Source organism: Thermus oshimai DSM 12092, from assembly GCF_000373145.1.
GTDB classification, from domain to species: Bacteria; Deinococcota; Deinococci; order Deinococcales; family Thermaceae; genus Thermus; species Thermus oshimai.
Genome location: NZ_KB890614.1, coordinates 300,254 through 314,764 on the forward strand (window position 1 = coordinate 300,254; position 14,511 = coordinate 314,764).

The 14,511-nt window shown below is 67.6% G+C and carries 16 protein-coding genes; 6 read left to right on the top strand and 10 right to left on the bottom strand.

Annotation, left to right across the window (positions count from 1 at the left end; genetic code table 11):
- Position 1: 1 nt before the first annotated feature.
- From B043_RS0107180 to mglB, 10 genes are all read right to left on the bottom strand, one after another.
- Positions 2–1,753, bottom strand: coding sequence for a ribonuclease J (locus tag B043_RS0107180; RefSeq protein ID WP_018461456.1), 1,752 nt, complete (start codon positions 1,751–1,753; stop codon positions 2–4).
- Positions 1,754–1,803: 50 nt separating this feature from the next.
- Positions 1,804–3,948 (bottom strand): polyribonucleotide nucleotidyltransferase, encoded by a 2,145-nt coding sequence (gene pnp / locus B043_RS0107185; RefSeq protein ID WP_018461457.1) that lies wholly within the window; start codon positions 3,946–3,948, stop codon positions 1,804–1,806.
- A 106-nt stretch (positions 3,949–4,054) separates the two neighbouring features.
- Positions 4,055–4,324 carry a 30S ribosomal protein S15 gene (rpsO, locus tag B043_RS0107190; RefSeq protein WP_016329711.1) on the bottom strand — a complete coding sequence of 90 codons (270 nt, stop codon included), beginning with the start codon at positions 4,322–4,324 and terminating at the stop codon, positions 4,055–4,057.
- Between the two features lie 64 nt (positions 4,325–4,388).
- Complete coding sequence (locus B043_RS0107195) at positions 4,389–5,537, bottom strand: MFS transporter (RefSeq protein WP_018461459.1); 1,149 nt, start codon at positions 5,535–5,537, stop codon at positions 4,389–4,391.
- Positions 5,534–6,013, bottom strand: coding sequence for a hypothetical protein (locus B043_RS0107200; RefSeq protein ID WP_016329709.1), 480 nt, complete (start codon positions 6,011–6,013; stop codon positions 5,534–5,536). The genes B043_RS0107195 and B043_RS0107200 overlap by 4 nt, the downstream gene beginning before the upstream one ends.
- A 50-nt stretch (positions 6,014–6,063) precedes the next feature.
- Positions 6,064–7,752 (bottom strand): b(o/a)3-type cytochrome-c oxidase subunit 1, encoded by a 1,689-nt coding sequence (locus B043_RS0107205; protein ID WP_026234171.1) that lies wholly within the window; start codon positions 7,750–7,752, stop codon positions 6,064–6,066.
- Between the two features lie 3 nt (positions 7,753–7,755).
- Entirely contained in the window at positions 7,756–8,259 is a 504-nt protein-coding gene (locus tag B043_RS0107210; protein ID WP_018461461.1) for a cupredoxin domain-containing protein, read from the bottom strand.
- A gap of 3 nt (positions 8,260–8,262) precedes the next feature.
- A complete protein-coding gene (locus B043_RS0107215) occupies positions 8,263–8,367 on the bottom strand; it encodes a cytochrome c oxidase subunit 2A (RefSeq protein ID WP_016329706.1) in 105 nt (34 codons plus the stop codon).
- 206 nt (positions 8,368–8,573) lie between these two features.
- Positions 8,574–9,164, bottom strand: a complete 591-nt coding sequence (gene mglA, locus B043_RS0107220; protein ID WP_016329705.1) for a GTPase MglA — start codon at positions 9,162–9,164, stop codon at positions 8,574–8,576.
- 1 nt (position 9,165) lies between these two features.
- Positions 9,166–9,657 (bottom strand): GTPase-activating protein MglB, encoded by a 492-nt coding sequence (gene mglB / locus B043_RS0107225; protein WP_016329704.1) that lies wholly within the window; start codon positions 9,655–9,657, stop codon positions 9,166–9,168.
- A 17-nt stretch (positions 9,658–9,674) separates the two neighbouring features.
- Between mglB and B043_RS0107230 the strand changes: the two genes are divergently transcribed.
- From B043_RS0107230 to efp, 6 genes are read left to right on the top strand one after another with little or no spacing between them, the layout of a single operon-like run.
- On the top strand, positions 9,675–11,000 hold the full coding sequence (locus B043_RS0107230) for a M20/M25/M40 family metallo-hydrolase (protein WP_018461462.1): 1,326 nt from the start codon (positions 9,675–9,677) through the stop codon (positions 10,998–11,000).
- Positions 11,001–11,018: 18 nt separating this feature from the next.
- A complete protein-coding gene (gene speB, locus B043_RS0107235) occupies positions 11,019–11,885 on the top strand; it encodes an agmatinase (RefSeq protein ID WP_018461463.1) in 867 nt (288 codons plus the stop codon).
- A 47-nt stretch (positions 11,886–11,932) separates the two neighbouring features.
- Positions 11,933–12,817 (top strand): alpha/beta hydrolase family protein, encoded by an 885-nt coding sequence (locus B043_RS0107240; RefSeq protein WP_018461464.1) that lies wholly within the window; start codon positions 11,933–11,935, stop codon positions 12,815–12,817.
- Positions 12,818–12,826: 9 nt separating this feature from the next.
- The gene (locus tag B043_RS12940) at positions 12,827–12,991 is read left to right on the top strand and encodes a hypothetical protein (RefSeq protein WP_016329700.1); all 165 of its coding nucleotides are present in this window, start codon (positions 12,827–12,829) and stop codon (positions 12,989–12,991) included.
- Positions 12,992–12,997: 6 nt separating this feature from the next.
- Entirely contained in the window at positions 12,998–13,888 is an 891-nt protein-coding gene (locus B043_RS0107250; protein WP_026234172.1) for a type 1 periplasmic-binding domain-containing protein, read from the top strand.
- A gap of 9 nt (positions 13,889–13,897) precedes the next feature.
- Positions 13,898–14,452, top strand: coding sequence for an elongation factor P (efp, locus tag B043_RS0107255; protein ID WP_018461466.1), 555 nt, complete (start codon positions 13,898–13,900; stop codon positions 14,450–14,452).
- Positions 14,453–14,511: the final 59 nt, after the last annotated feature.

A 14,511-nucleotide genomic window follows, 5' to 3' on the forward strand; every position in this document is an offset into this window, starting at 1 on the left:
CCTACCTTAGGGCCTCCTGGACCTCCCCCGCGGCCACACCCTCCAGGACCACGGTGAGGACCAGGGGGTCCCGCCCCGTGGCCTTCTTCAGGAGCTTCTTCACGGGGTAGGTGATGTCGTCCCGGATGCGCTCAAGAGGCCTTTTTTCCCTAAAGCCCCGGTGGAGGGCCTCGAGGGCCAGCTTCTTCACCTCCCCCAAAACCCGCTCCCCGGCCTTCACGAACCCCCGGGACACCACCTCCACCGTGGGGCTGGGGGAGAGGAGGCCGGTGATGAACACCATGCCCTCCTCGGCCATGTGCCGCCGGTCGGCCAGGATCTCCTCGGTGATGTCCCCCACGCCGAGCCCGTCCACGTAGAGAACCCCGGAGGGCACCGTCCCCACCTTCTCAAAGCTGTCTGGGGTGAGGCGGTAGACCGCGCCGTTTTCCCCGATGAGGGTTTTCTCCGGGGGGCGGCTCATCCCCTCCGCCAGCCACTTGAAGTTGGTCTGGTGGCGCACCTCCCCGTGCCAGGGGAGGAAGAAGCGGGGGGTGGTGAGGTTCAGGATGAGCTTGAGCTCCTCCTGGGAGGCGTGGCCCGAGGCGTGGACCTTGTAGGTGGGGGGGTAGAGGACGTAGGCCCCCAGGGCGTAGAGGCGGTTGATGACCCGGTTCACCGCCTCCTCGTTGCCGGGGATGGGGCTGGAGGAGAGGATCACCGTGTCCCCGGGCTTGATGGCCATCTTGGCGTGGCCCTCAAAGGCCAGGCGGTGGAGGACGGACATGGGCTGGCCCTGGCTCCCGGTGGCCAGGATGAGGACCTGGTGGTCGGGGAGGTCCTTCACCTCCTCCAGGGTATAGAGCCGGTCCTTCACCTGGAGGTAGCCCAGCTGCATGGCGATGCGGCTGAACTTGAGCATGCTCCGGCCCTCCATGGCCACCTTGCGCCCGTACTTCTCCGCCGCCCAGATCACCGCCTGGATGCGGTGGATGTGGCTGGCGAAGGTGGTGACGAAGACCCGGCCCGGGGCCCGGCCGATGGCCCGGTCCAGCTCCTTGGCGATCTCCATCTCGCTCGGGGTGTAGCCCGGGCGCTCGGCGTTGGTGGAGTCGGCGATGAGGAGCAAAACCCCTTCCGCCCCCGCCTGGGCCACCTTGGCCAGGTGGGAGACCTTCCCGTCAATGGGGGTGGGGTCCAGCTTAAAGTCCCCGGTGTGGACGATGGTGCCGATGGGGGTGCGGATCACCAGCCCCGAGTTGTCGGGGATGGAGTGGGTCATGCGGAAGAGGTCCAGGGTGAAGTACCGGCCCACCTGGATGCGGTCGTCGGGGGAGACCTCCTTGAGGTTGAAGCTTCCCGGCCTGAGCCCCGCCTCCTCCAGCTTGCCCTTCAAAAGCCCCAGGGTGAGCCTGGCCCCGTAAATGGGCACCTCCGACCCCTTGCCGAAGACCATGGGCAGGAGGTAGGGCAGGCCCCCGATGTGGTCCTCGTGGCCGTGTGTGAGCACCCAGGCCTTGATGAGGTGGCGGTGCTGGACCAGGTAGTCCACCCGGGGGATGAGGAGGTCCACCCCGGGCATCCCCTCCTCGGGGAAGGCCAGCCCCCCATCCAGGACGAAGATCTCGTCCCGGTAGCGGAAGGCGGTGATGTTCTTGCCGATCTCCCCCATCCCCCCTAAGGGGATGATCTCCAGGGCGTCCTGGGGGCTTGGGGCCGGGGTTTCCCCGGGCTTGCGCCGCCTTCTCCTGCGCGGTTTCCGTTCTTTTTCCATAAACCTCCTTTTTTACGGGCCCTGGGGCCCGTTCGCTTCGCGGGTAGGGCCTAGGAGCGCCGCCTGGGGGGGATCTTCCCTTCCAGCTCGGGGCGGATCAGGTCAATCTTGCCCTTCTCGTCAATGCGGTGCACCTTGACCTTGATCACGTCCCCCACCTTGAGGTGGTCCTCCACCCGCTCCACCCGGCCCGGGGCCACCTGGCTGATGTGGAGGAGGCCCTCCGTGCCCGGGAAGAGGCTGATGAAGGCCCCGAAGGGGGTGATCTTGGTCACGGTGCCCTCGTAGATCTCGCCCACCTTGGCCTCCCGGGTGAGGGCCTCGATCTGGGCCTTGGCCTTCTCCGCCGCGGCCATGTCGCTGGAGTAGATGCGGACCGTCCCGTCCTCCTCGATGTCCACCTCCACCCCAAGCTCCTCCAAGGCGCGCACGTTCTTGCCCCCGGGGCCGATGACCAGGCCGATCTTGTCCACGGGCACCTTGAGGGAGAGGATCCGGGGGGCGAAGGGCTTGAGCTCGGGGCGGGGGGCGGGGAGGACCTGTTCCATGAGGTCCAGGATCTTGAGCCGGGCCTCCCGGGCCTGCAGGAGGGCTTCCTTAAGGACCTCCCGGGGCAGGCCCCCCACCTTGTTGTCCATCTGCAGGGCGGTGATGCCCTCCCTGGTGCCCGCCACCTTGAAGTCCATGTCCCCCAGGGCATCCTCCAGGCCCAGGATGTCCGTGAGGATCACCGCCCGGTCCCCTTCCCATACGAGGCCCATGGCCACCCCGGCCACGGGGCGGCGGATGGGCACCCCGGCGTCCATGAGGGCCAGGCAGCCCGCGCAGACCGTGGCCATGGAGCTGGAGCCGTTGGACTCCAGCACGTCCCCCACCACCCGGATGGTGTAGGGGAAGTCCTCCTCCTTGGGGAGGACGGCCCGTAGGGCCCGCTTGGCCAGGTTGCCGTGGCCCACCTCCCGCCTCGAGACCCCCCGAAGGCGCTTCACCTCCCCGGTGGAGAAGGGGGGGAAGTTGTAGTGGACCAGGAAGGGGTCGGTCTCGTCAATGCCCAGGTCGTCGATGATCTGCTCGTCCCGGCCCGTGCCCAGGGTGACCGTGCCTAGGACCTGGGTCTCCCCCCGGGTGAAGACCGCGGAACCGTGGGCCCGGGGCAGGACGTCCACCTCGATCCAGATGGGCCTTAAGTCCTTGGGCCCCCGGCCGTCCGCCCGCCTGCCCTCCTCCAGCACCAAGCGCCTCAGCTCCTTGCGGACGATCTCCTCAAAGGCGCTCTCGTAGAGGGGTTTCTTCTCCTCCAAGGGGGCGCCGTCCTCCCCCTTGGGGAGGGCCTCCAGGATGAGGGCCTCCCGGAAGGCCTCGAGGGCCCGGCTGCGCTCCCCTTTGCTCGCGGTCTGGAGCACGGCGGAAAGCCCCCGCTCCAGGGCCAGGCGGTAGAGGGCCTCCTTCTCCTCCTCCCCCAGGGTCTCGGGGGGGGTCCAGGCCATCTTGGGCTTGCCCAGGGCCTTGGCCATGGCCTCCTGCAGGTCCAGGATGGGCCCCATGGCCCGATGGGCGAACTCTAGGGCCTGGACCATGGTCTCCTCGTCCACCTCTCCCGCCCCGGCCTCCACCATGAGGATGGCCTCGCGGCTTCCCGCCACCACCAGGTCCAGGGCGCTTTCCTCCAGCTCCTGCAGGGTGGGGTTTAGGACGAAGCTCCCCCCGATGAGCCCCACCCGCACCGCGGCGATGGGGCCCTGCCAGGGGATGTCCGAAAGCAGGAGGGCCGCGCTGGCCGCGATGGGGCCCAGGATGTCCGGGGGGTTCTTCTGGTCCGCGGAGAGCACGGTGACGATGATCTGGACCTCGTGGCGGAAGCCTTTGGGGAAGAGGGGGCGGATGGGCCGGTCCGTCATCCGGGCGGAGAGGATGGCCTTCTCCCCGGGGCGGCCCTCCCGGCGCATGAAGCTCCCCGGGATCTTGCCCACGGCGTAGTGCCGCTCCTCAAACTCCACGGTGAGGGGGAGGAAGTCCGCCTGGATGGGCTCCTCCGAGGCCTGGGCCGTGGCCAGGACCACGGTGTCCGCGTAGCGCACCAGAACCGACCCTGAGGCCTGCTTGGCGTACTTGCCGGTTTCCAGGACCAGGAGCCGGCCGCCCACCTCCGTCTGGAACCGGTGGGCCTGGGGGGTATTGGGTGTGGCTTCGGGCATAACCTTATCCTTAGGCAGCCCCCCAGGGGCCTAAAGCCTCCAGGGGTCCATTTTGAGGAAAAGGCGGGACCGGTCTTCCGGCCCCGCCCCCGACCTAAGGTTTAGTTTACCCCCGGATCCCCAACTTCTCAACCAGGGCCTGGTAGCGCTCGGGGTCTTCCCGCCGCAGGTAGCGGAGAAGCCGCTTCCTTTGCCCCACCAGCATGAGAAGCCCCCGGTGGGAGTGGTGGTCGTGCTTGTGCTGGGCGAGGTGCTCCGAAAGCCGGTTGATCCTCAGGGTGAGGAGGGCGATCTGGACCTCGGTGCTCCCCGTGTCCCCGGGGAAGCGGGCAAAGGCCTCGATGGTCTTCTGCTTTTCCTCTTTGCTGATGGGCATCTTCTCCTCCGTCAGGGGGGAAGGCGCTTTTAGCCCCTTCCTCCTCAAAGGCCTCCCAAGGGCCTCACTTAGGATAGGGGGCCTTTTCCCTTCCGTCAACCAGGAAGAGGAGGAGGGCGAGGAGGGCCAGGCCCGCCCCCACCCCGAAGGCCGCCCGGGCCCCCAAGGCCTGCCAGAGCAGGCCAAAAAGGAGGCTTGCCGGCAGGAGGAGAAGCCCGGTCAAGGTGTGGTAGAGGCCCATGGCGCTGGCCTTTTCCTCCTTGGGCACCAAGGTGGCCAGGTAGGCCCGGCTCGCCCCCTCAAAGAGGGCGGAGTAGAGGGCGTAAAGGAGGAGGAAGGCCACCCCAAAGAGGGCGCGTTCCGCCAGGGCGAAGCCCAGGTAGACCAGGGCGTAAAGGGCGTACCCCAGGGCCACCGCCTTCCTGAGCCCCACCCGGTCCGCCAGGCTCCCAAAGGGGTAGGCCAGGAGGGCGTAGCCCAGGTTGTACAGGGTGTAGGCCAGGGTCACCTCTCCCTCGCTAAGCCCCAGTTCCTTTAGGCGCAGGAGCAGAAAGGCGTTGGAGGAAAGGGCCAGGGTGAAAAGGGCCGACACCAGGAGGAAGCGCCGGTACCCCCGTCCCATGCGGCCGAGGCGCAAAGGGGGAAGGGGCCTTGGGGGCCCGGGCCTCTCCTTCAAGAGAAAGAGGAGGAGGAAGGCCAGGAGGGCGGGGAGGGCGGAGGCCAAAAACACCCCCCTCAGGCCCAGGTGGGGGAGGAGGAAAAAGGCCAAGAGCGGGCCCAAGGTGGCCCCCAGGGTGTCCAGGCCCCGATGCAGGCCGTAGGCCCGGCCCAGGGCCTCCTGGGGGACGCTTTCCGCGATGAGGGCGTCCCGGGGGGCGGTGCGCAGGCCCTTGCCCATGCGGTCCAGAAACCGGTAGAGGAGGACGTGCCCGGGGAGGGTGGCCAGGGCCAGGAGGGGCCGGAAGAGGGCGGGCAGGCCGTAGCCCAAAAGGAGGAGGGGGCGCCTCCGCCCCAGGCGGTCCGAGACCCGGCCCCCCACCACCTTGAAGAGGCTGGCCGTGGCCTCCGCCACCCCTTCCACCAGGCCCACCGTGGCCGCCCCCGCCCCCAGGCCCACCAGGAAGAGGGGGAGGAGGGGGTAGACCATCTCGCTGGCCACGTCCATGAGGAGGCTCACCAGGCCCAGGAGCCAGATGGTGGAGGGGAGCTTCATGGCCTACCCCTGTAGAGGAGGTAAAGGAGGGGGATCTCGGGCAGGGCCATGAGGAGGCTCAAGGGGTCCAGAGGGGCCGGGGCCAAGAGGGCGGGCCCTAAGGGGGTGCTAAAGGGAAGGGGCAGGGTGCGGGTGAGGAGGAAAAGCCCGAGGTAGACGCCGGAAAGCCCTAGCCCCACTCCCCAGACCCCTCTCGCGAAGGGGGGGTCTTTCTCGGGGTACATGAACCGGAGGACCAGGAGGGCCAGGGCGTAGGTGGCCTTGAGGGCGAGGAGGGCCAGGAAGAGCCTTCCATAGAGGAAGTACTCGCTCACCAGGCCGTAGCGCACCGCCTCGAGCTCCGAAACCCCAAGGGCGCTTCCGCAAAGCCCCTCCCCCAGGACCTCCCCCAGGCTCAGGCCCAAGAACTGCAGGAAAAAGGGGGCGAGCTCGAGGCCCACCACCCAAGGAAGCCAAGGACCGGCCACAAAGCCCATCCCCTAAAGGATACCCCTGGGGGCCAAAGGCCCCCAGGGAAGGAAGTCCCCTACCAGAGGCGCATGCCCGGTACCGGGTTCAGGTTGCTGAAGAGCTGGGCCAGGGTGGGCCCGTAGGCCAGGAGGACCAGGATCACCGCCACCGCGAACCAGAAGCCGATGCGGTCCAGGGCCAGGATGACCCTGCGGTCCTCAGGTCCCGAGATCACCTCCGCAAAGGGCACGGGGGCCTCGGCCAGGGCGGGGTCCCGCCGGGCGGAGAGGAGGACGCTGAAAAGGCCGTAGATGAAGAGGAGGAGGGCCACCAGGAGGACGATGCCGCTGATCACGTTAAAGATCATGGGCACCGCGGCGTGGGTGTAGGCGTCCGGCACCTGGGCGATGTAGGCCCTGCGGGGCACGTTTAAAAGGCCCGCCCAGTGGAGGCCGAGGGCCATGATCATCATCCCCAGGAACCAGAGCCACACCACCGCCAGGCCGAGCCGCCTCTGCCCATCGGTGATGGGCTTGCCCGTGAGGTTGGGGATGAGCCAGTAGAGGGAGCCCATGGCGGTGAGGGTGACCAGGCTGGCCACCTGGAGGTGGAAGTGGCCGGGGATCCAGGCGGTGTTGTGCACCACGTAGTCCAGGGTGAAGCTGGCGTTCACGAGGCCCCCCGCCCCGCCGGGGATGAAGCCCAAAAGGCCCAGGACGGGGGCCACGAAGGCGGGGTTGTCCCAGGGAAGGGCCTTAATCCAGCCCAGAAGCCCCCGGCCGCCCCGCATGCGGCCTGCAATCTCCAGGCTCGCGGCCAGGGTGAAGGCGGTGATGAGGCTCGGCACCGCCACGAACATGGTGAGAACGGAGTGGATCATCTTCCAGGTGGGGTCAATGCCGGGGTCGGCGAACTGGTGGTGGAAGCCCACCGGGGTGGAGAGGAGGAGGAAGAGGAGGAAGACGATCCGGGCCAGGGGGTCGGAGATGAGCTTGCCCCCCGCCTGCTTGGGCAAGACGGTGTAGAGGATGGCGTAGGCGGGCAGGAGCCAGAAGTAGACGATGGGGTGGCCCGTCCACCAGAAGAGGGTGCGGGTGATGAGGGGATCCACCCCCTCCATGAGCCCAAAGGACCAGGGGAGGAGGAAGAGCACCGCCTCGAGCACGAGCCCGATGGAGGCGATGAACCACATGAGCCAGAAGGTCACCGCCATGTAGGTGACCAGGGGCGTGGGGCGGCCGGGGTTTGCGGCCTTCCAGCGCCGCCAGAGGTCCAGGACGATGTAGATGCTCACCCAGGTGGAGAGCACGAAGACGCTGGCCCCCAGGTAGAAGGCCCAGTGCCCCTTAAGGGGCGGGTAGAAGGTATAGAGCACCGTGGCCTCGTTGGCGAGAAGGGGAAGGGCGGCGATGACCAGGCCGATGAAGGCCATCCACCAGGAGAGCCACATGAGGCCCATGTTGGGCCTCATGTTGAGCTCCCGGGCGGGGAGGTAGACCATGATGGCCTGGGCGAAGAGCTGGGTGAAGACGATGGCGTTCAAGACCCCGTGCAGGGTCAGGCCCTGGTAGTAGGACTGGACGAAGGGCAAAAGGCGCTTAAGGAGAGGGTAAGCGTCCACGTTCCCGTAGTTCAGGGCCTGGAAGGGGCCGAAGAGGCTCCCCACGATCACCGCGATAAAGCCCAAGACCAGGAAGTAGAGGGTGGCCTTCTTTTCCGGATAGGCCGCGTACACGCGGCTCATTTCACCGACTCGCGCCGCCATAGCTCACTCCTTCACCACAACCTTGCCGAACATGTTCTGGTGGCCAAGGCCGCAGTACTGGTTGCAGATGATCCGGTACTCCCCGGCCCGCTTGAAGGTGTAACGCACGGTGGACACCTCCCCGGGCAGGACCTCCACGTTGATGTTGGTGCCCTCCACGTGGAAACCGTGGATCACGTCGGGGCTGGTGATCTTGAAGACGATCTCCGCTCCCTTGGGCACCTCAATGGGGTTGGGCTGGTAGCCGAAGGCGAAGGCTAGGACGTAGACCGTGTACTGGTTGGGCCCGGTCTGGACCACCGCCTGGGCCGGGTCGGCCCAGGGGCCCTCCGTGCGCACCTTGGTGGGGTCCACCCGCTCCAGCTTCCCTGCGGGGATGGCCCCGGCGGTGTGGGTGGCCAGGGTGTAGCCGATGAGGGCGATGAAGAACAGGACCATCACCACCGAAAACGCGATCCAGGCCCGCTCGTAGACCAGGATGGCCTTGTGCACCTTGTGCTCGTCCATACCCTACCCCCGGGCGAAGAAGAGGGCGTATACCCCCAGCCAGAAGACCAGGATGGTGATGCTGAGAACCACCACGACTCCTAAAGCCCCAACCGGTTTTTCTTCCATACCCGTGCCTCCCTCCACGGCGGTTGCCGTATACGGGGCTCATGGTAGCCAAAACCCCGGTCCAAGGCGAGGTACATTTGTCCCTTCGCAAGGCCCTTTTGGAGGACTTTTGTCCCTTCCTTCTCAAGAAGCCTGGCCTTTTACAGGGTAGGGGTATAGAGGAAACCCCCTGGACCCTGGGGTCCAGGGGGCCTTGGGCTTTCCCCTTACGCCCCGCTTCCCACCCGGGCCAGGACCAGGCGGCTCACCTCCTTCAGGGTTTCAAACACCCCTTTGCCCTCCGTGGCCACGGCCTCAAAGACGGGGAAGCGCCCCTCGGGGTCCACCACCGCCCGGACCATCTCCACGGGAAGGGCATCCGGGAGGTCGCGCTTGTTCACCTGCAGGACGATGGGGAGGTCCTCCAGCTTGAGGCCGTATTCCGCCAGGTTCTCCCGCATGTTGCGCATGCTCTCCGCGTTGGCCCTTAGGCGGTTTGGGGCCGAGTCCGCCACGAAGACGATGCCGTCCACCCCCCTTAGGATGAGCTTGCGGCTGGCGTTGTAGAAGACCTGCCCCGGCACGGTGTAGAGGTGGAACCGGGTTTTGAAGCCCTTCACCTCCCCCAGGTCCAGGGGCAGGAAGTCAAAGAACAGGGTGCGCTCGTCCTCGGTGGCCAGGGAGATCATCTCCCCTTTGCGCCCCTCGGGGATTTTGCCGTAGATCCACTTGAGGTTGGTGGTCTTCCCGGAAAGGCCAGGGCCGTAGTAGACGATCTTGAAGTTGATCTCACGGTTGGCGAAGTTGATGGTGCTCATGCTAGTTGCCGAAGAGTTCGTCCAGGAGGGCCTTGGCCCCTTCGCGGTATTCCGTGTCCAGGTTGAGCTTGGGGGGGTTGGCGATGGCCTCCTCCACCAGCCTGGCCAGAGCCTCCGCGGCCCTTTTACCGTAGAGCTTCACCTTGCCCAAGGGGGCGCTTTCGTCAAAGACCAGGAGGAGAAGGGCGTGGTCCCCGGCCTCGTCCATGTAGAGCCCGATCCGTTCCCCTTGGTGGAGGATCTCCTGGAAGCGCACCTCCCCCAGGAGCTTGGCCAGGGCCTGGGTGGCGGCGGCGTTCCCCGCGGCCAGGGTGGCCAGGGAGTCCAGAGGCGGGGGCTTGGGGGCCCAGAGGGCCTCCTTGTGGGCCAGGACGAAGCCTTTCCGGTCCACCAGAAGGGCGTAACGGGCTCCGGTTTCCCGTAGGGTTTCTTCCAGGGCCTCCACCGCCTTCTCGTAGAGGGCCCCGTAGAGGACCAGGGTGGGTTCCACCATAGTATGCTCAGTCTACCATGGAGGCTTTTCTTGAGGAGGCGAAGGCCCTTTTGGCGGAGCTGGTGGCCCTGCCCACGGTGAGCGCGGAGGGGCGGGCCCTGGAGGAGGGGGCCAAGAAGGTGGCGGAGGTCCTGGAGGGCCTGGGCCTACGGGCGGAGCTCAAGCGGGGCTACGGCCCCCCGGTGGTCCTGGCGGAGGGCGGGGTGGGGGAGAGGACCCTTCTTTTCTACAACCACTACGATGTCCAGCCCCCGGACCCCCTGGAGCTTTGGGCCACGGACCCCTTCACCCTGGTGGAGAAGGAGGGGGCCTGGTACGCCCGCGGGGCCCACGACGACAAGGGGGAGCTGGTGGCCCGGGTGGTGGCCTTGAGGCTTTTCCAGGAGAAGCACGGCTTCCTTCCCCGGGTGCGCTTCGTGGTGGAGGGGGAGGAGGAGGTGGGAAGCCCCCACCTGGCGGACTTCGTAAGGGACCACAAGGAGGCCCTAGGGGCGGGGGCCATCCTCTGGGAGGCCGGGGGGGTGGACGCCAGGGGGCGGCCCTACCTCTACGCGGGGCTTAAGGGCATCGTGGCCCTGGAGCTGCGGGTGAAGACGGCGGCCTTTGACCTCCACTCCTCCTACGGGGCGGTGGTGGAAAACCCCATCTACCGCCTGAGCAAGGCCCTGGCCTCTTTACGGGACGAGGAGGGCCGGGTTCTGGTGGAGGGGTTTTACCACCGGGTCCGGCCCCTCACCCCCTTGGAGATGGAGGTGCTGGCGGAGATCCCCGACGAGTCCGAGGCCCTGAAGGAGGCCTTCGGGGTGCGGGACTTCCTGGGAGGCGCGCGGAACCTGGAGTTCAACCAGCGGCTTTACGCCGAGCCCTGCATCAACTTTAACGGCTTCCACGCGGGCTACGGGGGTCCCGGTTCCAAGACCGTCCTCCCCGCCGAGGCCTACGCCAAGCTGGACGTGCGCCTGGTGCCGGACCAGGACCCGGAGGAGATTCCCCTTCTCCTCAAGCGCCACCTCGAGGCCCACGGCTTCCACGACGTGGAGGTGGTGGTCCTGGAGAAGGGGGAGCACCCGGCGCGGAGCGACCTGGCCCACCCCTTCGTGGCCCTGGCCCGGCGGGCCCTGGAGGAGGCCTTTGGGGAGAAGGCCGTGCTCTACCCCAACATGGCGGGCTCGGGGCCCATGCACCCCTTCCTCCACCACCTCGGTGCCCCCGCGGTGGGGCTTGGGGTGGGCTACCCCGGAAGCCGGGTCCACAGCCCCAACGAGCACATCCGCATCCGGGACTTTGAGCGGGGGGTCTTGGCCCTCCTCCGCCTCCTGGAGCTTTACTTCCTCGAGGGTTAGCCGTACCATTCTCCGGGTATGCTGGCCTTTGGCGAAGTCCAAACCCCCTACGAGGAGGCCCGGGTGGTGGTCCTCCCCGTGCCCTACGACCTCTCCCTCTCCTTCCTCCCCGGGGCCCGGCGGGGCCCGGAGGCCATCCTCCTGGCGAGCCGGGAGCTGGAGCCTTTCCTGTTGGAGCTTGGGGTGGCCCCGGAGGAGGTGGGGATCCACGCCCTACCCCCCGTGCCCTTCGTGGCGGGGAGCGCGGAGGCGAGCCACCGCCGGATCTACGAGGAGGCCCTTAGGCACCTCCGGGCGGGGAAGTTTTTGGTGAGCCTCGGGGGGGACCACTCCATCGTCCACCCCCTGGTCCTGGCCCACCGGGAGGCCTTAGGGGAGTTCTCCATCCTGCACATTGACGCCCACGCGGACCTCTACCCCGAGTGGCAGGGCTCGGTGTACTCCCACGCAAGCCCGTTTTACCGCCTCCTCCAGGAGGGTTTTCCCCTGGTGCAGGTGGGGATCCGCGCCATGGACCGGGACTCCCTAAACCTCGCCCGGGAAAAGGGGGTGGCCCTTTTCCCCGCCCACCGCATTCACCGGGAGGGCCTGCCCCTGGAGGCGGTCCTTGGGGCCTTGGGGGATCGGGTCTACATCAGCCTGGACTTTGACGCCCTGGACCCCTCGGTCATGCCCAGCGTGGGGACCCCCCTGCCCGGGGGGCTTTCCTACCGCCAGGTGGTGGACCTCCTGGAGGCGGTCTTCCGGGCCAAGGAGGTGGTGGGGATGGACTTCGTGGAGCTTTCCCCTAATGGCCAGTTCCACGCGGAGATGACCGCGGCCCAGCTGGTCTACCACGCCATCGGGCTTAAGGGCCTAAAGGCGGGGTGGCTCCGGCCCGGGTAGCGCCTTGGATTACCTTTCCGCTTTTGGGAAGCCCTTAGCCTAAAGGGGTGCGCCCCCTGGCCCTGGCCTTCCTCCTTTCCGGCCTGGCCCTGGCCCAGTACACCCTCCCCGAGCTCCGGGCCCGCGCCTATGGGGAAGGGGGCTTCCGGGTGGAGCGGGTCTTGGAGGAAAGGGCCCGCTTCACCCGGGTGCAGTTCTCCCACCTCTCCGAGGGCCTCCGGGTTCACGGCTTCGCCAACCTCCCCAAGGGGAGGGGGCCTTTTCCCGTGGTGGCCGTCCTCCACGGCTACGTGGAGCCCAGCCGCTACCGCCTCCTCGCCTACACCGCCCCTTACGCGGACTGGCTGGCGGAGCGGGGCTTTCTGGTCCTCCACCCCAACTACCGGGGCCACCCCCCCTCGGAAGGGGCCCCCGCCCGGGGCCTCCGCCACCCCTACGCGGTGGACGTCCTGAACCTCCTGGCGGAGGTGCGCAAGGGGGCCTTCCCCCAGGCCGACCCCGCCCGCATCGTCCTTTTCGGCCACTCCATGGGGGGCGGGATCGCCCAGATCGTGGCCCTGGTGGACCCGGGCCTTAGGGGGGCGGTCCTCTACGGGAGCATGAGCGGGGACGAGCGGCTTAACCTGGAAAGGATCCGCTTTTGGTCCGGGGGCACCCGGGGGGGCGAGCTCTATACCCTTCCTCCGGAGCTCCTGGCCGCCCATTCCGCCTGGACCTACCTCGAGGACCTCCGCGTTCCCCTTAGCGTCCACCACGGCCTAAAGGATGCCCAGGTCCCCCCGGAGTGGTCCTGGGCCCTTTGCCGGAGGCTCAAGGCCCTGAAAAAGCCCGTGGAGTGCTTCAGCTACCCCGCGGGCCACCTCTTCTGGGGGGAGGCGGAGGCCCAGTTCCGCGCCCGGGTGGCCGCTTTTTTGGGGCGGGTTTTCCGGTAACCTGGGGGCATGGAGGAGGTCTTCGCCCGCCCAGACCGGCTCCTTTACGCCCTGGCCTTTGGCCTTGGGGTCCTCTGGGGGCTTGCCCGGGCCCTGGGGGTGCGGGGGGCCCCGGCCTTCCTGGCCCTCGCCCTTTTGGCCCTAGCCCTGGGCCTTTACCTTGGGCTACAATAGCCCCTCGTGGCGAAACACGTGGTGAGCGTTTCCCTGGGCTCCAGCCGGCGGGATGCCCTGGCGGAGGTGGAGCTCCTGGGGGAGAGGGTGGTTCTGGAAAGGCGGGGCACGGACGGGGACATGGCCCGGGCGGTGGCCCTCATCCGGGAGCTGGACGGAAAGGTGGACGCCATCGGCCTGGGGGGGATAGACCTCTACCTCTGGGCGGGGGGGCGGCGCTACACCATCCGCGAGGCCCTGAAGCTCAGGCAAGCAGCCCAACGGACCCCGGTGGTGGACGGCTCGGGCCTGAAGCACACCCTGGAGCGGCAGGCGGTGCGGGCCCTCTCCCCCCTGATCGATTGGAAAAATACAAAAGTGCTCCTCCCCTCCGCCGTGGACCGCTTCGGCCTGGCGGAGGCCTTGGACGAGGCGGGGGCTAGGGTGCTCTACGGGGATTTCATCTTCGCCTTAGGCCTGCCCATCCCCCTTTACCGCCTCTCCTTCCTGCAAAAGCTCGCCTACCTCCTCCTGCCCCTCCTCACCCAGCTCCCCTTCCGCCTCCTCTACCCCACGGGGAAGGACCAGGAGCGGGTGGTCCAGGACTGGCGGGGCCGGTACTACCTTTGGGCCGACCTGGTGGCGGGGGACTGGCACTACCTCCGGCGCCACATGCCCGAGGACATGCGGGGCAAGACCGTCCTCACCAACACCACCACCGAGGAGGACGTGGCCTTCCTAAGGGCGCGGGGGGTGGCCCGGCTCATCACCACCACCCCGCGGCTGGGGGGCCGGAGTTTCGGCACCAACGTCATGGAGGCCATGTTGGTGGCCCTGGCGGGGCGGGAGCTTACCGAAGCGGAGTATCTTCGGTATATTGACCTCTTAGGGCTTAGGCCCCAGGTCCTGGACCTCTAGGGAGGACGCATGATCAGCGTGACCGACTTACGACCCGGCACCAAGGTGAGGATGGAGGGCGGCCTTTTTGAGTGCGTGGAGTACCAGCACCAGAAGATCGGCCGCGGCGGGGCCAAGGTGGTGGCCAAGTTCAAGAACCTGGAAACCGGGGCCACGATTGAGCGCACCTTCAACTCTGGGGAGAAGCTGGAGGACATCTATGTGGAAACCCGGGAGCTCCAGTACCTCTACCCCGAGGGGGAGGAGCTGGTCCTCATGGACCTCGAGACCTACGAGCAGTTCCACGTGCCCAAAAGCCGGGTGGAGGCCTGGCAGTTCCTAAAAGAGGGCATGACCGTCCTCGGGGACATGTACGAGGGCCGTCCCCTGAAGGTCATCCCCCCCACGGTGGTGGAGCTCAAGGTGGTGGACACCCCCCCGGGGGTGCGGGGGGATACGGTCTCCGGGGGCTCCAAGCCCGCCACCCTGGAGACGGGGGCCGTGGTCCAGGTGCCCCTCTTCGTGGAGCCCGGGGAGGTCATCAAGGTGGACACCCGCACCGGGGCCTACGTGGGCCGGGCCTAAACACCCCGCCGGTTCGCTTCGGCGGGATGCTTAGCGCGCTCCTCCTTCCGTGGAGGAGC

Coding starts and splice junctions, on each gene's coding strand:
- B043_RS0107205 (WP_026234171.1), bottom strand. CDS start 7,752: ATGGCGGCGCGAGTCGGTGAAATGAGCCGCGTGTACGCGGCCTATCCG.
- speB (WP_018461463.1), top strand. CDS start 11,019: ATGCTGGCCTTTGGCGAAGTCCAAACCCCCTACGAGGAGGCCCGGGTG.
- B043_RS0107180 (WP_018461456.1), bottom strand. CDS start 1,753: ATGGAAAAAGAACGGAAACCGCGCAGGAGAAGGCGGCGCAAGCCCGGG.
- B043_RS0107230 (WP_018461462.1), top strand. CDS start 9,675: ATGGAGGCTTTTCTTGAGGAGGCGAAGGCCCTTTTGGCGGAGCTGGTG.
- B043_RS12940 (WP_016329700.1), top strand. CDS start 12,827: ATGGAGGAGGTCTTCGCCCGCCCAGACCGGCTCCTTTACGCCCTGGCC.
- pnp (WP_018461457.1), bottom strand. CDS start 3,948: ATGCCCGAAGCCACACCCAATACCCCCCAGGCCCACCGGTTCCAGACG.
- B043_RS0107215 (WP_016329706.1), bottom strand. CDS start 8,367: ATGGAAGAAAAACCGGTTGGGGCTTTAGGAGTCGTGGTGGTTCTCAGC.
- efp (WP_018461466.1), top strand. CDS start 13,898: ATGATCAGCGTGACCGACTTACGACCCGGCACCAAGGTGAGGATGGAG.
- mglA (WP_016329705.1), bottom strand. CDS start 9,164: ATGAGCACCATCAACTTCGCCAACCGTGAGATCAACTTCAAGATCGTC.
- mglB (WP_016329704.1), bottom strand. CDS start 9,657: ATGGTGGAACCCACCCTGGTCCTCTACGGGGCCCTCTACGAGAAGGCG.
- B043_RS0107210 (WP_018461461.1), bottom strand. CDS start 8,259: ATGGACGAGCACAAGGTGCACAAGGCCATCCTGGTCTACGAGCGGGCC.
- B043_RS0107200 (WP_016329709.1), bottom strand. CDS start 6,013: ATGGGCTTTGTGGCCGGTCCTTGGCTTCCTTGGGTGGTGGGCCTCGAG.
- B043_RS0107195 (WP_018461459.1), bottom strand. CDS start 5,537: ATGAAGCTCCCCTCCACCATCTGGCTCCTGGGCCTGGTGAGCCTCCTC.
- rpsO (WP_016329711.1), bottom strand. CDS start 4,324: ATGCCCATCAGCAAAGAGGAAAAGCAGAAGACCATCGAGGCCTTTGCC.